The following is a 21,596-nucleotide window of genomic DNA, read 5'->3' as shown; positions in this document are numbered from 1 at the left end:
TCGGGCCGAGCGCCGGGCCGCTCCCTAGCCGGCCCGGTTGGCGATGTGCTTGCGGCTCGACGCCGCAAGCATCGCCGTCCCCGCGGGGGACCGACCGGACGCGCCCGCGTTCAGCGGTGCGGGGCTGGGCGAGGGGCTTCAATTCAAGCATCGGCGGTATGGGCGCTGGGGTTGGGGGTCACGGCATGGTCCTCCAGGTCTTCCTGATCCACACGGCGGACCTGGGCCTCCCAGAGACGCCAGTAGTGTCCCTGGCGGGCGATCAGTTCGTCATGCGGCCCGAGTTCGACGATCTCGCCGCGGTCCATGACGACGAGGCGGTCGGCCTTGCGCAAGGTGGACAGGCGGTGGGCGATGGCGATCGTCGTACGGCCCTTGACGAGGTTGTCCAGCGCGCGCTGGATTTCCTTCTCGGTCTCGGTGTCGACCGCTGACGTGGCCTCGTCGAGGATGAGGATGGCCGGGTCGATCAGCAGCGCGCGGGCGATGGAGATGCGCTGGCGCTCGCCGCCCGACAGGCCCTGGCCACGCTCGCCGACGAGGCTGTCGTAGCCATGCGGCAGGCGCAGGATGAACTCGTGGGCATGGGCAGCCCGCGCGGCGGCGACGATCTCGTCGCGCGTCGCCTCGGGCTTGCCATAGGCGATGTTCTCGGCAATCGTGCCGAAGAACAAAAAGGGCTCCTGCAGCACCAGGCCGATGTGGCGCCGGTAGTCGGTCACCTTGATGCGCCGCAGGTCCACGCCGTCGACCTTGATGGCGCCCTCGGTCACGTCGTAGAAGCGGCAGATCAGGTTCACCAGCGTGCTCTTGCCCGAGCCGCTGTGGCCCACCAGGCCCACCATCTCGCCGGGGCGGATGTCCAGGTTGAGGTTGCGGATGACGGAGCGCGAGCCATAGCGGAAGTTCAGGTTCTGCATCGAGATCGCGCCGGTGACGTTCTCGAAGGGCTGCGGGTTGACCGGGTCGGGCACGTTGGAGACGTGGTCGAGGATGTCGAAGATGCGCTTGGCGCCGGCCGCGGCCTTCTGCGTGACGGAGACGATGCGGCTCATCGAGTCCAGCCGGCCGTAGAAGCGGCCGATGTAGGCCAGGAAGGCCGTCAGCGTGCCGACCGTGATGCTCTGGTGCGAGATCAGCCAGATGCCCACGCCCCAGACGACGAGCAGGCCCATCTCGGTCAGCAGCGAGACCGTGGGCCCGAACAGGCTCCAGGTCTTGTTGAGGCGGTCGTTCACGACCAGGTTCTTGGCGTTGGCCTCCCGAAAGCGCTGCGCCTCGCGCCTCTCCTGGGCAAAGGCCTTGACGACGCGGATGCCCGGGATGGTGTCGGCCAGGATGTTGGTGACCTCGCCCCAGACGCGGTCGATCTTCTCGAAGCCGGTGCGCAGCCGGTCGCGCACCAGGTGAATCATCCAGGCGATGAAGGGCAAGGGCACCAGCGTGGCCAGCGCCAGGCCCGGGTGGATGTTGAACAGGATCGCCGAGATCATCAGCAGCATCAGCACATCGGTGATGAAGTCCAGCGCATGCAGGCTCAGGAACACGCTGATGCGGTCGGTCTCGGAGCCGATGCGCGCCATCAGGTCGCCGGTGCGCTTGTTGCCGAAGTACTCCAGCGACAGGCCGAGCAGGTGGTCGAAGGTCGCCGTGCGCAGGTCGGCGGCAATGCGCTCGGACACCAGCGCCAGCAGATAGGTCTTGGCCCAGCCCAGCAGCCAGGAGAACAAGGCCGCACCCAGCAAGCCGCCCAGCAGCGACCCGACCAGCCTGGTGTCGATCGACTGGCCGTTCTGGAACGGGATCAGCACCCTGTCCATCAGCGGCATGCTCAGGTAAGGCGCCACCAGGGTCGCGCCAATCGAGCCGAGCATCAGCGAGAAGCCCAGCAAGAGCTGGCCCTGGTAGGGCCGCGCAAAGCGCCACAGCCGCAGCAGCACCCAGGTGCTGGGCGGCTTGCTGGCCTCGCCGAAATCGAAGGTCGAGTCTTCGCCCGTGTCGATCTCTTCGGGCGCGGCCTGGCCCGAGAGGCGCTGCACCTCGCGGTCGAAGGCGTCGACGAAGCGCACGGCGGCCGGGTTGCAGGCCAGCGTGAAGCGCCAGCGCGCCAGGCGGCGGGCGGCATCGAACAGCTCCATGAAGGCGAGGCCGCCGTGATCGCTGAGCTTGAGGCTCTGGCCCGGCGCCAGCGGGAACTCCGCCCAGCCGCCAGCGCCCGGCTCATGGGCCAGCAGACGTGAATTCGTCAGCGCAATCAGCCCCTGGCCGAAGCGGCCGTGGGCGTCCAGGTCAACCTCCAGCGTGGCCACCACGTTCTCGCCAGCCAGAAGCCGCCCCTGCAGGGCAGCCATTTGCGGATGAGGCGCGGTCGCGGGAGGATGGTCTTGCATGTTGTTGTTTGCTCTTACGGACGCCGCCGATTCTCCGCCATGACTTCAGCGCACAATTCCAAGCGCTTGCCGTGCCTACCCCCTACCTCATGAGCCCTAAAGAAGACATCCGCCTGCTGCGCATCAACTACCTGCGCGGGCCCAATATGTGGACCTACCGGCCGGTGCTGGAGGTCTGGCTCGATCTGGGCGAGCTGGAGGACCATCCCAGCCATCTGCTGCCCGGCTTCAACGACCGCCTGACGGCCTCCCTGCCCAACCTCGTCGAGCACCACTGCGGCGTCGGTGAGCGCGGCGGTTTCCTGGAGCGCCTGCGCGAAGGCACCTGGTGCGGCCATGTGCTGGAACACATCGTCATCGAGCTGCTCAACCTGGCGGGCATGCCCACCGGCTTCGGCCAGACGCGCTCGACCAGCCAGCGCGGCGTCTACCGCATGGTGTTCCGCGCCCGTGACGAGCAGGTCGCCCGTGCGGCATTGGCCGAGGGCCATGCCTTGATCATGGCGGTGATCAACGACACGGCATTTGACGTGCCCGCTGCCGTGGCCCGGGTGCGCGACAAGCTCGACGACTGCTACCTCGGCCCGTCCACCGCGGCCATCGTGGCGGCGGCCACCGACCGCCGCATTCCCCACATCCGCCTGAACGACGGCAACCTCGTGCAACTCGGCCACGGTGCGCGCCAACGCCGCATCTGGACGGCCGAGACCGACATGACCAGCGCCATCGCCGAGGGCATCGCCAGCGACAAGGACCTGACCAAGACGCTGCTGAAGGCCGTCGGCGTGCCGGTGCCCGCGGGCCAGGAGGTCAAGACCGCCGCCGAGGCCTGGGCTGCCGCGCAGGACCTGGGCCTGCCCGTCGTCGTCAAGCCCAGTGACGGCAACCACGGCCGCGGCGTGTCGCTGGACATCGCCACCCGGGAAGACTGCGACGCGGCCTTCGCGCTGGCCAACAACCATGGCTCCTCGGTGCTGGTGGAGCGCTACATCCCCGGCAACGAGCACCGTGTGCTGGTCGTCGGCGGCCAGGTGGTGGCCGCGGCACGCGGCGAGGCCGCCTGGGTGCATGGCGACGGCCGCCAGACCGTCACCCAGCTGGTCGACAGCCAGATCAACACCGACCCGCGCCGCGGCCTGACCGAGGACTTCCCGCTCAACCGCATCGTGCTGCACGAGGACGCCGTCGTGCTGCTGGACCTGCAGCGCCAGGGCCTCACGCCCGAGGCCGTGCCCGAGGCCGGCAAGGCAGTGCTGATCCAGCGCAATGGCAACGTCGCCATCGACTGCACGGCCGAAGTCCACCCCGAGGTCGCGCATGCCGTGTCGCTGGCCGCGCGCACCATCGGTCTGGACATCGCCGGTGTCGACCTCGTCACCGAGGACATCGCCAAGCCCCTCAGCGAGACCGGCGGCGCCATCGTCGAGGTGAACGCCGGCCCGGGCCTGCTGATGCACCTCAAGCCCGCCGGCGGCTCACCCCAGCCCGTCGGCCAGGCCATCATCGACCACCTCTTCGCCGAGGACGAGACCGGCCGCATCCCCATCGTCGGCGTGGCCGGCTCGCGCGGCGGCCACCAGGTCACCCGCCTGGTCGCCTGGCTGCTGCACCTGAACGGCCGCCACGTCGGCCTGGCCTGCCGCGACGGCCTGTTCCTGGGCACGCGCCGCGTCGAGAAGAAGAACAGCGCCCGCTGGGACGCCGCCCACCGCCTGTTGATGAACCGCGGCGTCAATGCCGTCGTCGTCGAGAACGACCCCGCCTCCGTGCTGCGTGACGGCCTCGCCTACGACCGTGCCTCGGTCGGTGTCGTGACCGACATGGACGGCATCGAGGCGCTGGCCGAGTTCGACGTGCAGGACGCCGACCAGCTCTACAAGGTGCTGCGCACCCAGATCGACGTCGTGCTCAGCGACGGCGCCAGCGTGCTGAATGCGGCTCACCCCCGCCTCGTCGACATGGCCGAACTCAGCGATGGCGAGGTCGTCTTCTATGCCGAGGACGGCGGCCTGGATGCCATCCAGCACCACCGCGACCGCGGTGGCCGCGCCGTCTTCCTGCGCGGCGGCGCCGCCGTGCTGGCGCAAGGGCCGGCCGAGACGCCCGGCGCCAACATCGAGGCCCTGCTGCGCCGCTTCGGCGCCCAGGCCGTCGACGCCTCCACGCTGCTGGCTGCCGTGGCCGCCGCCTGGGCCCTGGGCATCTCGCCCGAGCTCATCGCCGCCGGCCTCGACACCTTCGTTCCCGAACTCCATCTGGCCTAGGGTCTGTTGACGCTATGCCAAGGGGTCGCGTTGTGATCAGAAGGGGCGCAGGCAAGGCGCAAGCCGCAGCCGGGCTGGTTGCCCGGCGAGGATTTGCAACGCCGCATGCGCCTCTTCTGATCACAACCCTCCGGGAAGGCCCGCCGCCACGGGCCACTCGTTGTTGCGCCGCTTGCCCGCACATCAGTGCGGGCGGCGTGCCGCGCCTAGATTGGCCCGTGGCGGCGGGCCTTCGCGACCCCTTGGCATAGCGTCAACAGACCCCCAAAAACATGGACGTTTCCCGCACCCGCGCCCTGCGCGGCCCCAATATGTGGAGCCGCCACACGGCCATCGAGGCCGTCGTGCATTGCAACGAGGCCGAGCGCTCGCTGGAGCGCCTGCCCGGCTTCGAGCCGCGCCTGCGCCAGCTCTTCCCCACCGTCGGTGAACTGCGCGCCGATGCCTCCCTGGCCCAGGTGCTGGAGCAGGCGACGCTGGCCCTGCAGGCCCAGGCCGGCTGCCCGGTCACCTTCAGCCAGACCCATGTGACACCCGAGGCGGGCACCTACCAGCTCGTCATCGAGTACAGCGAGGAAGACGTCGGCCGGCTGGCCTTCGAGCATGCGCTCAAGCTCGTGCTGGCGGCGCTGAGCGGCGGTGAATTCGATGCCGACGCGGTGCTCGCCCAGCTGCGCGAGCTGGACGAGGACATCCGCCTCGGCCCTTCCACCGGCTCCATCGTCAATGCGGCGCAAGCCCGTGGCATTCCCTTCCGCCGCCTCACGCAGGGCAGCCTGGTGCAGTTCGGCTGGGGTGCCAAGCAGCGCCGCATCTGGGCGGCCGAAGTCGACGCCACCAGCGCAGTCAGCGAATCCATCGCCCAGGACAAGGACCTCTGCAAGCGCCTGCTGCAGGCCGCCGGCGTGCCGGTGCCCATCGGCCGCCCGGTCGAGTCGGTCGACGACGCCTGGGCCGTGGCCCAGGAGATCGGCCTGCCCGTCGTCGTGAAGCCGCAGGACKGCAACCAGGGCAAGGGCRTGACCGTCAATGTGACGACGCGCGAAGGCATCGAGGCCGCCTACAAGGCTGYCGACGAGATCGGCCCCGTCATGGTCGAGAAATTCCTGCCGGGCTCGGACTACCGCCTGCTCGTCATCGGCGACAAGCTCATCGCCGCGGCCCGCCGCGACCCGCCCCATGTCATCGGCGACGGCAGCCACACCGTCAAGGAACTGGTCGACAAGGTCAACGCCGACCCGCGCCGTGGCGACGGCCATGCGACCTCGCTGACCAAGATCCGCTTCGACGACATCGCCGTCGCGCGCCTGACCCAGCAGGGCCTGGCGCCCGAATCCGTGCCCGACAAGGGCCAGCGCGTCATCCTGCGCAACAACGCCAACCTGTCCACCGGCGGCACGGCCACCGACGTGACGGACGACGTGCATCCCGAGGTGGCCGCACGCGCCATCGCGGCGGCCCAGGTCGTCGGCCTGCATGTCTGCGGTGTCGACGTCGTCGCCGAGAGCGTGCTGCGGCCGCTGGAGGAGATCAGCGGCGGCATCGTCGAGGTCAACGCCGCGCCGGGCCTGCGCATGCACCTGAGCCCCAGCTACGGCAAGGGCCGCAATGTCGGCGAGGGCATCATCGGCCACCTCTTCGGCACCGGCCACAAGGCGGGCAGCGTCGCCGAGGACGGCCGCATTCCCGTTGTCGCCGTCACCGGCACCAATGGCAAGACGACGGTCACCCGCCTGATCGCCCACATGTTCGCGAGCTGCGGGCTGAAGGTCGGCATGACCAACACCGACGGCGTCTACGTCGATGGCCGCCAGATCGACAGCGGCGACTGCTCCGGCCCCAAGAGCGCGCGCAATGTGCTGATGCACCCCGACGTGGAAGCCGCCGTGCTGGAGACCGCGCGTGGCGGCATCCTGCGCGAGGGCCTGGGCTTCGACCGCTGCCAGGTCGCCGTCGTCACCAATGTCGGCGCGGGCGACCACCTCGGCATGAACTTCCTGCACACGGCCGAGGACCTGGTGCTGGTCAAGCGCGTCATCGTGCAGAACGTGGCGCCGACCGGTTACGCGGTGCTGAACGCGACCGACCCGCTGACGGCCAGCATGAGCGCCGTCTGCCCCGGGCAGGTCATCTACTTTGCCGCCGACCGCCACCACCCGCTGATGGCCACCCATCGCGCCCAGGGCAAGCGCTGCGTCTATGTCGACGGCGACCAGCTCGTCGCCGCGCAAGGCGTCTGGCGCGAGAGCATCCCGCTGCGCGACATCCCCATCACGCGCGGCGGCCTGATCGGCTTCCAGGTCGAGAACGCCATGGCTTCCGTGGCCGCGGCCTGGGGCGTGGGCCTGGACTGGGACACCATCCGCCGCGGCGTCGCCAGCTTCGCCAATGACGCCGACAACGCGCCCGGCCGCTTCAATGTGATGGACTACCGCGGCGCCACCGTCATTGCCGACTACGGCCACAACGGCGACGCGATGAAGGCCCTGGTTGGCGCCGTCGCGGCGCTGCCGGCCAAGACGCGCAGCGTCGTCATCAGCGGTGCCGGCGACCGGCGCGACGAGGACATCCGCGTGCAGACCGAGATCCTCGGCGCCGCTTTCGACGAAGTCATCCTCTACGAAGACGCCTGCCAGCGCGGCCGTGCGGCGGGCGAGGTCGTGGCGCTGCTGCGCGCCGGGCTCGAAGGTGCCTCGCGCACCAGGCACATCGAGGAAATCATCGGCGAGTTCACGGCCATCGACCGTGCGCTGGCGCGCCTGCAGCCGGGCGACCTCTGCCTGGTGCTGGTGGACCAGGTGGAAGAGGCGCTGGCCCACCTGGCCAAGCGCATCGGCGAAGGCTGAGGCTTCAGCGGTAGCGGGCGAACAGGCGATTCAGTTCGCCTTCGCTCACCAGGCCTTGGATGGCCGCGTTCAAGGCCGCCAGGCCTACCGGACTGCTGGGCGACAGCGCGCATTGCGCCATCACCTCGGAGACGACCAGCGGCGGATGCAGGGCCAGCTTGAAGTGGCCGATGCGCTGCTGGTACTCCAGCACGCGCCGGCCCGTCAGCGCATGGCGGATGCGGCCGAGCTCCAGCTTCTGCAGATTGGCCACCGCATCGGGCGCATCGTCACGCAGGAAGCCGGCGCGCAGCGCGTCGGCCATCTCCGGGTAGACATAGCCGCGCACGGTGCCCACGGGCTGGCCCGCCAGCGCCGTCAAACCGGCCGGCGCGGGGGCCGTGGCGGCAGTGACAAGCAGGGCCTGGTCAGGGATGAAGGGGCGGCTCCACGCGAAGGCGCCGGGCAGCCAGTCGCTCTGGTAGTCGCACAACAGATCGCCCTCGCCCCGCTGCAGGGCCTCGGCCAGGCGCTTGCGCGGCGTCGGGCGGGCCACCAGCTCACGGCCCAGGCGCCGGGCCAGGGCCTGGCCGATGTCCAGGTTCAGGCCTTCGACGACGCGGTCGGCCTCGATGCGGGCATGGGGCATCAGCGCGCTGGTCTCCACCAGCATCACCAGCGGGCGGGCGGGCTCGGCGCTGGCGAACGGGCACAGCAGCAGCGCGGCCGCGCCGCCCAGCAACTTGCGCCTCCACCGACTCCGCATCCCGGCCATGAGGCCGCATCATGCCGTGCCAGCCAATTCCGAGACAGCCCAGGGTGGATGGCCGGCCGGTGGAACGTGACCGGCGCACGAAAACCCGCCCGGCCGGGCCACCACGGGCGGGGCGGCCTCGCTAGACTGGTCTGTCGTACTCCCCACGCCGTGCCAATGAAGTCCCGCCTGCTGTTCGCTGCCCTCGCCCTGGCCCTGTCGGCCCCGCTGGCGCAAGCCCAGGCCCAGCCCAGCACGGTGATGCCTGGCGTGGCGCCCATTCCGGCCGACGACCGCCTCTACCGCGACCTGGGCGGCAAGGAGGCCATCCAGGCCTTCACCAACGACTTCTACGACCGCATGCTGCAGGACGCGCGCATCGCGCGCTACTTCGACGGCATCAACATCAAGCACCTGAAGCGCGTGCTGGCCGACTATTTCTGCGTCGTGGCGGGCGGGCCCTGCACCTATGACGGCGTTGGCATGAAGGACGCCCACACCCATCTGGGCATCGACCGGACCGCCTTCAATGCCCTGGTCGAGAACCTGCAACTGGCCATGGACGCTGCCCACGTGCCCTTCGCCACGCAGAACCAGCTGCTGGCGCGCATGGCCTTCTTCCATCGCGACATCATCACGAAGTGAACCGTCCTCCCCATCATCGTGACGGGGGTTTCCAGAACAACCACGGCGATTTCGAGCCCAAGTCCCTGGCCGAGGTGATCCGCTGGAAATGGAACGCCGCGCGGCAGGGCCTGCCCAAACGCCCCGCGGCGCCCATCCCGGCGCAGGCCGCCGATCTCGGCTTCATCCGCGCCAATCACGGCGCCGCCCAGCAACCGGCCGTCACGTGGATAGGACACGCCACCGTGCTGGCCCAGCTCGGCGGCCTGAACCTGCTGACCGACCCGGTCTTTTCCGAGCGCGCCTCGCCGCTGGCCTTTGCAGGCCCCAAGCGCGAGCAGCCGCCAGGCATCGCGCTGGCGGAACTGCCGCACATCGACGCCGTGCTCGTCTCGCACAACCACTACGACCACCTCGACCTGGCCTCGGTGCGCGCCCTGGCCCGCCAGGCCGGTGGCAGCCCCTTGTTCGTCGTGCCGCTGGGCCTGAGGGACTGGTTCCAGGCCCGCGGCATCGCGCGCGTCGTGGAGCTGGACTGGTGGCAGGCCGAACCCCTGGGCGGCGTGCAGATCGTCCTCGTGCCGGCCCAGCACTGGTCGGCGCGCGGCCTGAACGACCGCATGAAGACGCTGTGGGGCGGCTTCGCGGTGTTCGCGCCCGACTGCCAGCTGTTCTTCGCCGGCGACACCGGCTATTCGCGCGACTTCGCCGACATCCGCGAGCGCTTCGCCGAGCGCCAGCAGCGTGGCGGCTTCGACATCGCGCTGATCCCCATCGGCGCCTACGAGCCGCGCTGGTTCATGCAGAGCCAGCACATCAATGTCGAGGAGGCACTGAAGATCCACGCCGACCTTGGCGCGAAGGCATCTCTGGGCGTGCACTGGGGCACCTTCGAGCTGACCGACGAGGCCCTGGACGAGCCGCCGCGCCAGCTTGAGCGGCAGCGCGCGGCCCTCGGCCTGCCGGCGGATGACTTCTTCACGCTGGCCATCGGCCAGACGCGGCGCATTCCGCCGCGCCAGCGCTGACGACCGAAGAAGTTGATCTCCGACAGCATGGCGCAGCCGCCCTCGGCTAGTCTGTGCCCGCCATGCCGCTTCTTGCCCGCCTCCGCCGCCCGCTGAAACAGCTCGGACCCGGCCTCATCACCGGCGCGGCCGACGACGACCCCAGCGGCATCGCCACCTACTCCCAGGCCGGCGCGCAGTTCGGCTACGGCATGCTGTGGAGCGTCATCTTCACGCTGCCGCTGATGGCGGCCATCCAGATCGTCAGCGCCCGCATCGGCTATGTGACCGGCCGCGGCCTGGCGGCCAACATGAAGCAGGCCTTCCCGCGCCCGGTGCTGCTGCTGATGGTGGGCCTGCTGCTGGCGGCCAACACGCTGAACATCGCTGCCGACATCGCCGCGATGTCGAGCGCGGTGCAGATGCTGGTGGGCGGGCCCACGCTCGTCTATGCCATCGCCTTTGGCGCCGCCAGCGTGCTGATGCAGGTCTTCCTCGCCTACGAGAGCTATGTGCGCTGGCTGAAATGGCTGACGCTGGCCCTGCTGGCCTATGTCGGCGTCGTCCTCGTCATCGACCTGCACTGGGGCGAAGTGCTGCTGCGCATCGTGCACCCGCAGCTGCGCTGGAGCCGCGACACGGTGCTGATGGTGGTGGCCCTGTTCGGCACCACCATCAGCCCCTATCTCTTCTTCTGGCAGGCCAGCCAGGAGGTGGAGGCCTGCGCCGGCCGGCCCTGCAAGGCCGCGGACGTGCGCCGCCACCTGCGCCGCATCAAGCTGGACACCCATGTCGGCATGGGTTTCTCCAACCTGATCGCCTTCTGCATCATGTTGTCCACCGCCGCGACGCTGTATGCCGCCGGCGTGCACGACATCCAGACCTCGGCCCAGGCCGTGCAGGCGCTCAAGCCGGTGGCCGGCGAGCATGCGGCGCTGCTGTTCTGCCTCGGCATCATCGGCACCGGCCTGCTGGCCGTGCCGGTACTGGCCGGCTCCGCGGCCTATGCCGTGGCCGAGGTGGTGGGCTGGCAGGACAGCCTGAGCCTGAAGCTGGAGCGCGGCGAGGGCCGCGGCTTCTATGCCGTGATCGCCATCGCGACGCTGGGCGGCGTGGCCCTGTGCTTCGCGCCGCTGGACCCGGTGCGCGCGCTGTTCTGGTCGGCCGTCTTCAACGGCATCAGCGCCGTGCCCATCATGGCCGCGATGATGGTGCTGGCCACGCGCAAGTCCGTCATGGGCGACCACGTCATCGGCCCCAGGCTGCGCCGCATGGGCTGGTTCGCCACGGCCGTGATGGCCGTCACGGCGCTGGCACTGCTGCCGCTCTGAGCTCCTCGTTCGCGTGGCGCATGACGACGCGGGCGCTGGACAGGGCCAGCACGGCCATCACCGCCGCCACGGCGAGGTCGGGCCAGGCCGTGCCCGTCCACGCCACCGCGCCGGCCGCGGCGACGACGGCGATATTGCCGAGGGCGTCATTGCGGCTGCACAGCCAGACGGCGCGCATGTTCGCGTCGCCCTCGCGCCAGGCGTAGAGCATCAGTGCGACGACCACGTTGGCCGCCAGGGCCAGCATGCCGACGACGCCCATCGTCAGTGCCTGCGGCGGCGCGCCGTGCAGCAGCGCCCAGACCGCCTTGGCCAGCACGGCCGCGCCGATCAGGCCCATGACGGCGCCCTTGATCCAGGCGACGCGTGCGCGCATGGCCAGCGTCGAGGCCAACACCATCAGCGACACCGCGTAGTTGGCGGCGTCGGCGACGAAGTCGGCCGAGTCGGCCCACAGCGCGAGCGACCCGGCCTGCCAGCCCGCGGCCAGTTCGACGATGGCCATGCCGGCGTTCAGCAACAGGGCCACCCAGAGCACGCGGCGATAGGCCGGTGAATTGCCGGGGCTGACGTCGTGATCGTGAGGGTGGTGGTGGCAGGCGTGGCTCATGCAAAGACCTTCTGTGGCGCAAGCCTGCATTGCAAACCCTGGAGCCACTCCAGAGTCAAGCGGAGAATGCGACATGCGTATCGGTGAACTCAGCCGCCTGACCGCCACGCCGGTCGACACCATCCGCCACTACGAACGCGAGGGGCTGCTGGCCGCCCCGCCGCGCACCGACGCCGGTTACCGCGTCTACGGCCCGGCCGACGCCGAGCGCCTGCACTTCATCCGCCGCTGCCGCTCACTCGACATGAACCTGGCCGAGGTGCGCGCCTTGCTCGCCATGCAAGGCGGCGGGCATGGCGGCGAGGCCCATGCGCTGCTGGACGCGCACATCGGCCACGTCAGCGCGCGCATCGCGGCGCTGCAGGAACTGGAAAAGGAATTGCGAGCACTGCGCGCCCGCTGCCAGGGCGACGAGCCGGCCTGCGCGATCCTGGAGGGCCTGGCCGAGCCGGGCGCCGAGCTACCGCCCAAGAGCCACGTCGGCCACAGCCATTAGGTCGTCAGCCGACGCGGCAGACCTTCAGCATGTTGGTGCCGCCCGGATAGCCCATCGGCTCGCCGCAGGTGATGGCATAGGTGTCGCCCGGCATCAGCACGCCGCGCTCGACGAGGATCTTCTCGGCCGCGGCCAGGGCCACGTCGCGGTCCTCGAACTTGGGCATCAACAGCGGCAGCACATTGCGGTACAGCGCCATCTTGCGCTGGCTGACGGGCTGGGTCGTCAGGCCGAAGATGGGCACCTGGATGCGATGGCGGCTCATCCACAGTGCCGTCGAGCCGGATTCGGTCAGGGCCAGGATGGCCTTGCAGCCGAGGTGGTAGGCGGTGAACAGCGCGCCCATGGCGATGGACTGGTCGATGCGGCCGAACTGGCGGCCGGCGAAGTCGGTGTCCAGGCTGACGAACTCGGCGCGCTCGGCCTCCAGCGCGATGTTGGCCATCTGCTCGACCGTCTCGATGGGGTATTTGCCGGCGGCCGTCTCGGCGGACAGCATGACGGCGTCGGTGCCGTCCAGCACCGCGTTGGCCACGTCGCTGACCTCGGCGCGCGTCGGCACCGGGTTGACGATCATGGACTCCATCATCTGCGTGGCCGTGATGGACACCTTGTCCAGCTCACGGGCCATCTTGATCATGCGCTTCTGCAGCGCCGGCACGGCGGCGTTGCCGACTTCAACGGCGAGGTCGCCGCGCGCCACCATGATGCCGTCGCTGGCCTTCAGGATGGCTTCGAGGTGGGGGATGGCCTCGTAGCGCTCGATCTTGGCGATCATGGCCGGCTTGTGGCGATAGGGCTCGCCGGCCACGTTGGCCAGTTGGCGCGCCATCTCCATGTCGGTGGCGTTCTTCGGGAAGCTCACCGCCAGGTACTCGCACTGGAAGGACATCGCGGTCTTGATGTCCTCCATGTCCTTGCCCGTCAGCGCAGGCGCTGTCAGGCCGCCGCCCTGCTTGTTGATGCCCTTGTTGTTGGACAGCTCACCGCCGAGCTTGACGATGGTGTGCACCTGGGCGCCGCGCACGGAATCGACGGTCAGCACCAAGAGGCCGTCGTTGAGCAGCAGCGTGTCGCCGGGCTTCACGTCGCGCGGCAGTTCCTTGTAGTCGAGGCTGGCGATGTCCTGGTTGCCGAGCTCGGTGCGGTCGGCATCCAGGATGAAGGGCGCGCCGGGGACCAGCTCGATCTTGCCGCCCTCGAACTTGCCGACGCGGATCTTGGGGCCCTGCAGGTCGGCCATGATGGCCACCGACTTGCCGACCCGCTCCGCCGCCGCGCGAACCATGGTGGCGCGGTCGATGTGGTCCTGCGCCTTGCCATGCGAGAAGTTCAGCCGCACGACGTCGACACCGGCGCGGAGCATCTTCTCCAAGATCTCCGGCGTGTTGGAAGCGGGGCCGAGGGTGGCGACGATCTTGGTGGCGCGGGTCATGGCTTGTCTCAACTTATCTGGTGGCGCGGAATTATGGTCCGCGTGGCCCCGCCGGAGTTTCGTCCCGTTTCAGGCCAGCGTCTTCTCGAAGAAGGCGCTCAGCGGGTCGGGCGCATAGCCGCCGAAGGGGCCGCGCTCGACATAGCCCAGGCGCCGGTACAGCGCCAGGGCCTCGGGCTGGTGGATGCCCGTCTCCAGCCGCGCGAGCCGCACGCCGCGCGTCAGCAGCCCGGCCTCTAACTTCGCCATCAGCTGCCGCGCGACACCGCGGCCGCGCTCGCTGTCGAGGACGAAAAGGCGCTTGATCTCTCCATAGCCGTCGGCATCGAAGTACTTGACGCCACCACAGCCGACGAGCTGCTCGCCGCGCCAGAACCCGAGGAAGCTGCCCTGCGGCGCGCGCAGGCCGTCGGCGGGCTCGAAATGGTTGCTCTCGCTCGGATAGAGGGCGCCCATATAGGCCTCCGACAAGGCCATCAAGGCCTGCGCATCGGGGTGGCCGGGGTCGAGCGGGGCGAGGCGGATGGGCGGGTCTGCGGTCATGGTGGTTCGATACCAGTTACAGCGAAGGCACTGTCATCGCGAGCAGATAGCGCGCGGATTCGGGCCCCGGGTTGGTGAAGACGCTGCGGCCCAGGCAACGAAAGCTGATCGAGTCGCCAGCGCCCAGCTCGAAGGCCTGGCCCTGCAGGGTCAGCGTGATGCTGCCCTCGAGCAGGCAGAGGTGGTGCTCCAGTCGCGCGACGGTGGGCTCGTCATAGGCCAACTCGGCGCCGGGCGCGAGGCGGGCCTCGATGACCTCGGTCGCGAAGCCAGCCAGCGGCGGGCAGCGCATCAGGCGCTCGAAGCCGCTTTGCACGTCATGCCAGCGCGGCTGGTCGGCGGCGCGCAGCAGACGCACCGGCAGCGCCTCGGCCTCGGCGAGCAGCCGGCTCAGCGGCAGGCCATAGGCGCGGGCCAGCCGGGACAGCAATGTGGCCGTCGGGCTGGTCTCGGCGCGCTCCAGCCGGCTCAGCGTGGCGCGGCTGACGCCGCTCTTCAAGGCCAGTTCGTCCAGCGACCAACCGGCCTGCGTGCGCAGCGCGGCCAGGCGCTCGGCCAGTTGGCGCTCGAACTGGCCCTCGTCGCTCAATTCAGAGAATTCTTCTCTCATATGAGAATATGCTAGCCGATATGAAGGACCGCCAGACCGCTCCCCTTGTTGCCGCCCTGGCCGTCGTGCTGACCTGGGGGCTGAACTTCCCGCTGTCGAAAGCCCTGTTCACCCAGGTCGGCCCGACCGGCTTCCTGGGCCTGCGCTATCTGCTGATGCCCTTCTGCGCCGTGGCCCTGCTGTGCTGGCGTTTCGGCCTGCGCTGGCCACGGCTGGACCGCGGCGAGGTCTGGCCGCTGGTGCGCCTGACGCTGATCGGCCAGGGCCTGCACCTGCTGCTGTCGGCCTATGGCATGCAGGGCTCCACCGCCTTCAGTGCCAGCGTGCTGCTGGCCTGCGGGCCGGTGTTCACGCTGCTGATCCTGCGCTTCAGCGGCATCGAGACCCTGTCGCGCGGCCAGGTGGCCGGCGTGGCCATGGCCGCGACGGGCGCCCTGCTGTTCACGTCCGACAAGCTGCTGGCCGCCGACTGGCGGGCGGGTCTGGGCGACCTGACGCTGCTGGTCGCCGCCGCCCTCTTCAGCTACTACACGGTGGCCAGCAAGCCGCTGATCCAGCACCACGGCGGCGTGACGGTGCTGGGCTATGGCAGCCTGATCTGTACCCTGCCGATGCTGCTGTGGTGCTCACCGGCCCTGCTGGCCATGGACTGGCCGGCCCAGCCGACCTGGATCTGGCCGGGCCTGGCCTGGCAGGTCATCGGCGGTGGCTTCCTGGGCTGGCTGGCCTGGGGCTGGGCGAATGAAATGCGCGGCGTGGCCCGCACCGCGCCGCTGATCTACCTGATGCCGCTAATCGCCGGCCTGGCCGCCTGGGCCTGGGGCGGCRAGGCCTTCTCCCTGCACAAGGTGCTGGCGGCGGCCGTCATCCTGGCCGGCGTGGCGCTCGCGCAGTTCGGTGCTGCCGCCTTCCGGCCGGAGCGCCAGGCCCTCGACAGCAGCGCGCCCGGCTAGGGACCTGGACGGGGGGCGCCCATCGCGTCGTCGATGGCTCGCAGCTGCCGGTCCGGCAGCGCTTTGTTGCAAAAGAAGAAGCGCCCTTCCCCAGGCGGCGCATCGGGCAGGCGCCGCAGTTCCAGCGCGGCGCCGGCCTCCCCCAACTGCTTGATCAGGGCTTCGCCTTCCTCCTCGGTGAAGAGGGCCGCGTCGGCGATGCCCAGCAGCACGAGGCGGGCGCGGGCCAGGCTGTGGTCCGACGAGCGGACGACCTTGGCGCTGCTCTCGGCCAGGGCCTTGTCGGTTTCGGCCCCGTAGGAATAGCCCAGGCGCAGCGCCAGCGTGACGCTGGGCGACTGCAGGACCATGGCGAAACGATGGATGTCCTTGAGCCGCCCATCCTTGCGGATCATCAGGCTCTGGGGCGGGCTGCTGTAGACCGGCAGCCGCGAGTACTTGCCGACCTTCTCGCGCTCAGGGGTGCGGTACAGGCCCAGCGCACAGGCCGGCTCGGCGTTGCGCTTGATCATGGCGACCTGGCGCGCCACGGGCGCCTCGCGCAATTCCACCGTGATGCCGGCGCGCTGCAACACGGCCATGGCCGGCGCGCCCTGGACGCCCGCCAGTTGGTTGTCCTGGCGGCTCATCAGCGGCGGTCGCTCCTCGTAGTACAGCACCAGGTCGGCGGCACCCGCCCGGGCAGCCGGGCAGGCGGCCAGCAAGGCGATCAGCAGGCGGCGGGAGGGGTGGGCGCTGAGCTTCACGCAAACACGGTATCAGAGAGGACCGCGATGCCACCGGCCCGCTTCAGCGGCGCACCCCGTTCGCCTCGGCCACGGCCAGGGCCGTCATGTTGACGATGCGGCGTACCGTCGCCGAAGGGGTCAGGATGTGCACCGGCTTGGCCGCGCCGAGCAGGATGGGACCGACCGTCACGCCATGGCTGGCGCTGATCTTCAGCACATTGAACAGGATGTTGGCGGCGTCCAGCGTCGGCAGCACCAGCAGGTTGGCCGCGCCCTTGAGCTTGCTGTCGGGCAGGAAGGCCGAACGCACGCTCTCGGACAGGGCCGCGTCGCCATGCATCTCGCCATCGCATTCGACGTCGGGGTGGGCGGCCGCGAACAGCTCGTGGGCGCGGCGCATCTTCACGGCCGACGGGCGCGTGGATGAGCCGAACATCGAATGACTGACGAAGGCCAGCTTGGGCGGCAAGCCGAAGCGTTGCACCTCTTCCGTGGCCATGGCGGCAATGTCGGCCAGCTCCTCGGCCGTCGGATCGTCATTGACGAAGGTGTCGGTGATGAAGAGCGTCATCTGCTCCAGGATCAGCGCGTTCATCGCGGCGAACTGGCGGGCGCCCGGGGCCAGGCCGACGAGGTCACGCACCTGCTCGAGGTGGCGGTCGAAGCGGCCGACCATGCCGCAGATCATCGCGTCCGCATCACCCAGCTGGATGGCCAGCGCGCCGATGGCCGTGTTGGAGCGGCGCACGGCCGACTTGGCCATCTCCGGCGTCACGCCCTCGCGCTTCATGCGCTGGTGGTAGGCCTCCCAATAGAGGCGAAAGCGCGGGTCGTCCTCGGGATCGATGACGGCCACATCGTCGCCGAGCTTCAGGCGCAGGCCGGCGCGCTGGATGCGCGCTTCGAGCACGGCGGGGCGGCCGATCAGCGTCGGCTTGGCGATGCCTTCGTCCAGGGCCACCTGCACGGCACGCAGCACGCGCTCGTCCTCACCCTCGGCGTAGATGACGCGGGCCGGCGCCGTCTTGGCGGCGGCGAAGACCGGGCGCATGAACATGCCGGTCTGGTAGACGAAGCGCTCCAGCGACTGGCGGTAGGCGAGCAGGTCGGTGACGGGGCGCGTGGCGACGCCGTCGGCCGCCGCCGCCGCCGCGACGGCCGGGGCGATGCGCAGGATCAGGCGCGCATCGAAGGGCTTGGGGATCAGATAGTCCGGGCCGAAAGCCAGTTCCTGGCCGGCATAGGCCGCCGCGACTTCATCCGACGTCTCGGCCTTGGCCAGCGCCGCGATCTCGCGCACGCAGGCCAGCTTCATGCCCTCGGTGATCTTGGTGGCGCCGCAGTCCAGCGCGCCCCGGAAGATGTAGGGGAAGCACAGCACGTTGTTGACCTGGTTCGGGTAGTCCGAACGGCCGGTGGCCACGATGCAGTCGGGCCGCACCGCCTTGGCCAGCTCGGGGCGGATCTCCGGCTCGGGGTTGGCCAGGGCCAGGATGATGGGCTGGCTGCCCATGGTCTTGACCATGTCGGGGCTCAGGACGCCCGCAGCCGAACAGCCGAGGAAGACATCGGCGCCATCCACCACATCGGCCAAGGTGCGTGCCGTCGTGATCTGGCAATAGCGCTGCTTGGACTCATCCAGCTTGCCCGCCTTGGCATCCTCGCGCTCGCTCTGGATGACGCCGCGCGAGTCGCAGACGAAGACGTTCTCGCGCTTCACGCCCAGGCCCACCATGACGTCGAGGCAGGCGATGGCAGCGGCGCCCGCACCCGACACCGCGACCTTGACCTTGGCGATGTCCTTGCCCACCAGCTCCAGGCCGTTGAGCAGTGCCGCCGACGAGATGATGGCCGTGCCGTGCTGGTCGTCGTGGAAGACGGGGATGTTCATGCGCTCGCGCAGCTTCTTCTCGACGTAGAAGCATTCCGGCGCCTTGATGTCCTCGAGGTTCACGCCGCCGAGCGTGGGCTCCATCGCGGCAATGATCTCCACGAGCTTGTCCGGGTCACGCTCGGCCAGCTCGATGTCGAAGACGTCGATGCCGGCGAACTTCTTGAACAGACAGCCCTTGCCCTCCATGACCGGCTTGGCCGCCAGCGGGCCGATGTCGCCCAGGCCCAGCACGGCGGTGCCGTTGGTGATGACGCCGACGAGGTTGCCGCGCGAGGTGTATTCGGCGGCCAGCGCCGGGTCGCGCTCGATGTCCAGGCAGGGATAGGCCACGCCCGGTGAATAGGCCAGCGACAGGTCGCGCTGGTTGGAAAGGGCCTTGGTCGGCGTGACGGAAATCTTGCCGCGCGTCGGGCTGCGGTGGTAGTCGAGGGCGGCGTCGCGCAGCGCGGCTTCGGCAGGCGACAAGGGAGCGTTGTTCTTTTCCATGAGGGCGTGTCTCCAGGGATAACCCCCGTAGGTTACGCCGCGTTTCAGCCCCGGTTGATGCAGGTTTTCTGGCGATCTATGCCGAAGCGGATATCACCCGGTCGCGGCCTTCGTGCTTGGCCCGGTACATGGCCTGGTCGGCCTCGCGCAGGGCCGTGTCCACCTCGGCCGGCGTCGTGGCCTGGGCCACGCCCCAGCTGGCGGTCACCTTCAGGCCGGCCGGCCATTCGACGCGCGCCATGACCTGGCGCAGCCGCTCGGCCACGGCCACGGCCTCGTCGGCCGGCGTCTGCGGCATGACGATGACGAACTCTTCGCCACCCCAGCGCGCCAGCAGGTCGTCGCGCGGCAGGTTGGCCCGCAGCGTGCGGGCCAGCAGCACCAGCACCTGGTCGCCCACGTCGTGGCCATGCTCGTCGTTGACGCGCTTGAAATGGTCGGCATCGACGAAGACGACCGACAGCGGGAAGCTCATGTCGCCCTGCACCTGCATCAGCAGCTCCAGCGCACGGTTCAGGCCGTCGCGGTTGGCGACGCGGGTCAGCGGGTCGCGCAGGGCCATCTTCTCGAGCGCCCGCGAGCGCTTCATCGAGCGCTTGAGGCGCCCATGCACCGACCAGCTCTCCCAGGCCAGATAGCCCAGCAGGCTGAACATCCACAGGCCGACGAGGCCGAGGCGGAAGGTCTCGGGCGCGACCCAGTCGCCCACGAGCTCGGCGCGGTCCACGCGGATCAGGTGCTGGCCCGGCGCCACCTGGCCGCTGGTGCTGAAGCTGATGACGCGGATGCTGTCCATCTCCGGCCCCACCAGGGCTATGGGCAGGTGATGGGTCTGGGCCCACCAGGAGCTGACGGCGAATTGCGACAGCCGCAGCTCGACCGGCTGAGGCTGCGCGCCCGGGGCGAACGTGACCTCCTGGGGCTTGAGGCTCTCGGCGTCGCCCGGCTTGGTATAGGCCGGGTTGGCATTGCGCAGGAAGACGCGCACCTGGGCCGGGCCATGGTCCAGCGACGGCCCGTCGGCATGCAGCCACAGGCGGATGTGGCTGAAGTTGCGCAGGTCCAGCATCCGCCCCTTCATCTCGAATTGCAGTTCGCAATAGGGCCATTCATAGCCGGGGCGAATCTCGCAATGCATGGCCACCGGGCCGCCCGCGGGCGCATCCAGCGTCGCCACGCTCTTGCCGCCGCTGCTTTGGTCGTCGATGACCTCCAGATGCTGCCCGGCACCGCGCCCATCGAGCACGAGGTGGCGGGTCATCCAGTATTCGTTGGCATAAAGGCCCAGCAGCGTCGTGACGACGAGCAGGGCGAGAAGCCAGCGCAGGACCATCCGGCCATTGTGGTGGCCGGTGATGCCGGGCGGCCAGCGCGGCCGCCCGTGACCGTGAAATCAGGCCGCTGCGCGCTCGGCCAGGATCTTGAAGGCCGGCAGCGTCTTGCCTTCCAGCACTTCCAGGAAGGCGCCGCCACCGGTGGAGATGTACCCCACGTCCTTCTCGATGCCGTACTTGGCGATGGCGGCCAGCGTGTCGCCGCCACCGGCGATGCTGAAGGCGACGCTCTCGGCGATGGCGCGCGCGATGGCCTCGGTGCCATGGGCGAAGGCCGGAAACTCGAAGACGCCGACCGGGCCGTTCCAGACGATGGTGCCGGCGGCCTTGAGCTGCTCGGCCAGCTTGGCGGCCGTCTTGGGGCCGATGTCGAGGATGAGGTCGTCGTCTTCCACGTCGACGGCCGCCTTGACGGAGGCTGTCGCACCGGCGGCGAAGGTCTTGGCCGTCACGACGTCTTCGGGGATGGGCACGGCGGCGCCGCGCGCGGCCATCGCCTCGATGACGGCCTTGGCCTGGTCGACCAGATCGGGTTCGGCCAGCGATTTGCCGATCTTCAGGCCTGCGGCCAGCATGAAGGTGTTGGCGATGCCGCCGCCCACGATGAGGCCGTCGACCTTGCTTGACAGGCTCTGCAGGATGGTCAGCTTGGTCGACACCTTGGAGCCGGCGACGATGGCGACCAGCGGGCGGCGCGGGTTGGCYAGGGCCTTGGTGATGGCATCGATCTCGGCCGCCAGCAGCGGGCCGGCGCAAGCGATCTTGGCAAACTTGGCGATGCCATAGGTCGTGGCCTCGGCGCGGTGGGCCGTGCCGAAGGCGTCGTTCACGAAGATGTCGCACAGCGCCGCGAGCTTGCGGGACAGCTCCTCGCTGCACTTCTTCTCGCCCTTGTTGACGCGGCAGTTCTCCAGCAGCACCAGTTCACCCGGCGCGACGGAGACGGCGTCGACCCAGTCGCGTTGCAGCGGCACCGGGCGGCCCAGCAGCTCGGCCATGCGCGCGGCCACCGGTGCCAGCGAATCCTCGGGCTTGAACTCGCCCTCGGTCGGGCGGCCCAGGTGGGAGGTGACCATGACGGCCGCGCCGGCGTCCAGGGCCATCTTGATGGCCGGCAGCGAGGCGCGGATGCGGGTGTCCTCGGTGATGTTGCCGGCGTCGTCCTGCGGCACGTTGAGGTCGGCGCGGATGAAGACGCGCTGGCCGGCCACCTTGCCGGCGGCGATCAGGTCGGTAAAGCGGATGACGTTCATGGTCGGACGATGCGAAGTTGAGGAATCGGGAATGCCGCGATTCTCTCCGCCCCGCGTTC

17 protein-coding genes are annotated in these 21,596 nt (G+C 69.6%); 7 read left to right on the top strand and 10 right to left on the bottom strand.

Annotated features, from left to right (window positions below; genetic code table 11):
* Window positions 1-143: 143 nt before the first annotated feature.
* Window positions 144-2,390 (bottom strand): cyanophycin metabolism-associated ABC transporter, encoded by a 2,247-nt coding sequence (locus AC1DW3_RS01455; RefSeq protein ID WP_477927972.1) that lies wholly within the window; start codon window positions 2,388-2,390, stop codon window positions 144-146.
* Between the two features lie 89 nt (window positions 2,391-2,479).
* Between AC1DW3_RS01455 and AC1DW3_RS01450 the strand changes: the two genes are divergently transcribed.
* Window positions 2,480-4,654, top strand: coding sequence for a cyanophycin synthetase (locus tag AC1DW3_RS01450; protein WP_477927970.1), 2,175 nt, complete (start codon window positions 2,480-2,482; stop codon window positions 4,652-4,654).
* Between the two features lie 272 nt (window positions 4,655-4,926).
* On the top strand, window positions 4,927-7,500 hold the full coding sequence (cphA, locus tag AC1DW3_RS01445; RefSeq protein ID WP_477927969.1) for a cyanophycin synthetase: 2,574 nt from the start codon (window positions 4,927-4,929) through the stop codon (window positions 7,498-7,500).
* Between the two features lie 4 nt (window positions 7,501-7,504).
* On the opposite strand, the gene AC1DW3_RS01440 is transcribed toward cphA, so the two are convergent.
* The gene (locus AC1DW3_RS01440; protein ID WP_477927967.1) at window positions 7,505-8,221 is read right to left on the bottom strand and encodes a substrate-binding periplasmic protein; all 717 of its coding nucleotides are present in this window, start codon (window positions 8,219-8,221) and stop codon (window positions 7,505-7,507) included.
* 189 nt (window positions 8,222-8,410) lie between these two features.
* On the opposite strand from AC1DW3_RS01440, the gene AC1DW3_RS01435 reads away from it, so the two are divergent.
* The 3 genes from AC1DW3_RS01435 to AC1DW3_RS01425 all read left to right on the top strand — a co-directional run bounded on the left by AC1DW3_RS01435 (window position 8,411) and on the right by AC1DW3_RS01425 (window position 11,195).
* Window positions 8,411-8,878: a group I truncated hemoglobin gene (locus AC1DW3_RS01435; RefSeq protein WP_477927965.1), complete on the top strand. Its 468-nt coding sequence runs from the start codon at window positions 8,411-8,413 to the stop codon at window positions 8,876-8,878.
* On the top strand, window positions 8,875-9,885 hold the full coding sequence (locus AC1DW3_RS01430; RefSeq protein WP_477927963.1) for an MBL fold metallo-hydrolase: 1,011 nt from the start codon (window positions 8,875-8,877) through the stop codon (window positions 9,883-9,885). Before AC1DW3_RS01435 ends, AC1DW3_RS01430 begins: the two co-directional genes overlap by 4 nt.
* 62 nt (window positions 9,886-9,947) lie before the next feature.
* On the top strand, window positions 9,948-11,195 hold the full coding sequence (locus tag AC1DW3_RS01425) for an NRAMP family divalent metal transporter (protein ID WP_477927961.1): 1,248 nt from the start codon (window positions 9,948-9,950) through the stop codon (window positions 11,193-11,195).
* On the opposite strand, the gene AC1DW3_RS01420 is transcribed toward AC1DW3_RS01425, so the two are convergent.
* Window positions 11,167-11,805 carry a cation efflux transmembrane domain-containing protein gene (locus AC1DW3_RS01420; RefSeq protein WP_477927959.1) on the bottom strand — a complete coding sequence of 213 codons (639 nt, stop codon included), beginning with the start codon at window positions 11,803-11,805 and terminating at the stop codon, window positions 11,167-11,169. The two genes, AC1DW3_RS01425 and AC1DW3_RS01420, sit on opposite strands and share 29 nt — an antisense overlap.
* Before the next feature lie 73 nt (window positions 11,806-11,878).
* Between AC1DW3_RS01420 and AC1DW3_RS01415 the strand changes: the two genes are divergently transcribed.
* Window positions 11,879-12,301: a Cd(II)/Pb(II)-responsive transcriptional regulator gene (locus tag AC1DW3_RS01415; protein WP_477927958.1), complete on the top strand. Its 423-nt coding sequence runs from the start codon at window positions 11,879-11,881 to the stop codon at window positions 12,299-12,301.
* A gap of 4 nt (window positions 12,302-12,305) precedes the next feature.
* On the opposite strand, the gene pyk is transcribed toward AC1DW3_RS01415, so the two are convergent.
* From pyk to AC1DW3_RS01400, 3 genes are all read right to left on the bottom strand, one after another.
* A complete protein-coding gene (gene pyk / locus AC1DW3_RS01410; RefSeq protein ID WP_477927956.1) occupies window positions 12,306-13,736 on the bottom strand; it encodes a pyruvate kinase in 1,431 nt (476 codons plus the stop codon).
* Between the two features lie 69 nt (window positions 13,737-13,805).
* Window positions 13,806-14,279, bottom strand: coding sequence for a GNAT family N-acetyltransferase (locus tag AC1DW3_RS01405; RefSeq protein ID WP_477927954.1), 474 nt, complete (start codon window positions 14,277-14,279; stop codon window positions 13,806-13,808).
* Window positions 14,280-14,295: 16 nt separating this feature from the next.
* Window positions 14,296-14,889 carry a helix-turn-helix domain-containing protein gene (locus AC1DW3_RS01400; RefSeq protein ID WP_477927952.1) on the bottom strand — a complete coding sequence of 198 codons (594 nt, stop codon included), beginning with the start codon at window positions 14,887-14,889 and terminating at the stop codon, window positions 14,296-14,298.
* Between the two features lie 20 nt (window positions 14,890-14,909).
* Between AC1DW3_RS01400 and AC1DW3_RS01395 the strand changes: the two genes are divergently transcribed.
* Window positions 14,910-15,842 (top strand): DMT family transporter, encoded by a 933-nt coding sequence (locus tag AC1DW3_RS01395; protein ID WP_477927950.1) that lies wholly within the window; start codon window positions 14,910-14,912, stop codon window positions 15,840-15,842.
* Here the strand turns inward: AC1DW3_RS01395 and AC1DW3_RS01390 are convergent.
* The 4 genes from AC1DW3_RS01390 to AC1DW3_RS01375 form a co-directional block, all read right to left on the bottom strand.
* Window positions 15,839-16,588, bottom strand: coding sequence for a transporter substrate-binding domain-containing protein (locus AC1DW3_RS01390; RefSeq protein ID WP_477927948.1), 750 nt, complete (start codon window positions 16,586-16,588; stop codon window positions 15,839-15,841). The two genes, AC1DW3_RS01395 and AC1DW3_RS01390, sit on opposite strands and share 4 nt — an antisense overlap.
* Window positions 16,589-16,631: 43 nt before the next feature.
* The gene (locus AC1DW3_RS01385; protein WP_477927946.1) at window positions 16,632-18,950 is read right to left on the bottom strand and encodes an NADP-dependent malic enzyme; all 2,319 of its coding nucleotides are present in this window, start codon (window positions 18,948-18,950) and stop codon (window positions 16,632-16,634) included.
* 76 nt (window positions 18,951-19,026) lie between these two features.
* A complete protein-coding gene (locus AC1DW3_RS01380; RefSeq protein WP_477927944.1) occupies window positions 19,027-20,283 on the bottom strand; it encodes a GGDEF domain-containing protein in 1,257 nt (418 codons plus the stop codon).
* 60 nt (window positions 20,284-20,343) lie between these two features.
* Entirely contained in the window at window positions 20,344-21,537 is a 1,194-nt protein-coding gene (locus AC1DW3_RS01375) for a phosphoglycerate kinase (protein WP_477927942.1), read from the bottom strand.
* Between the last annotated feature and the right edge of the window lie 59 nt (window positions 21,538-21,596).

The sequence above is a fragment of the Roseateles sp. P2_H4 genome, assembly GCF_056403315.1.
Note: the sequence above shows the minus strand (reverse complement) of the source record. Positions and strands in the feature narration are given on the sequence as shown.

Bases quoted from the DNA above. Each gene is read 5' to 3' on its own strand.
- AC1DW3_RS01415 (WP_477927958.1), top strand. From the start codon at position 11,879: ATGCGTATCGGTGAACTCAGCCGCCTGACCGCCACGCCGGTCGACACC.
- pyk (WP_477927956.1), bottom strand. From the start codon at position 13,736: ATGACCCGCGCCACCAAGATCGTCGCCACCCTCGGCCCCGCTTCCAAC.
- AC1DW3_RS01425 (WP_477927961.1), top strand. From the start codon at position 9,948: ATGCCGCTTCTTGCCCGCCTCCGCCGCCCGCTGAAACAGCTCGGACCC.
- AC1DW3_RS01400 (WP_477927952.1), bottom strand. From the start codon at position 14,889: ATGAGAGAAGAATTCTCTGAATTGAGCGACGAGGGCCAGTTCGAGCGC.
- AC1DW3_RS01380 (WP_477927944.1), bottom strand. From the start codon at position 20,283: ATGGTCCTGCGCTGGCTTCTCGCCCTGCTCGTCGTCACGACGCTGCTG.
- AC1DW3_RS01385 (WP_477927946.1), bottom strand. From the start codon at position 18,950: ATGGAAAAGAACAACGCTCCCTTGTCGCCTGCCGAAGCCGCGCTGCGC.
- AC1DW3_RS01455 (WP_477927972.1), bottom strand. From the start codon at position 2,390: ATGCAAGACCATCCTCCCGCGACCGCGCCTCATCCGCAAATGGCTGCC.
- AC1DW3_RS01420 (WP_477927959.1), bottom strand. From the start codon at position 11,805: ATGAGCCACGCCTGCCACCACCACCCTCACGATCACGACGTCAGCCCC.
- AC1DW3_RS01450 (WP_477927970.1), top strand. From the start codon at position 2,480: ATGAGCCCTAAAGAAGACATCCGCCTGCTGCGCATCAACTACCTGCGC.
- AC1DW3_RS01405 (WP_477927954.1), bottom strand. From the start codon at position 14,279: ATGACCGCAGACCCGCCCATCCGCCTCGCCCCGCTCGACCCCGGCCAC.
- AC1DW3_RS01435 (WP_477927965.1), top strand. From the start codon at position 8,411: ATGAAGTCCCGCCTGCTGTTCGCTGCCCTCGCCCTGGCCCTGTCGGCC.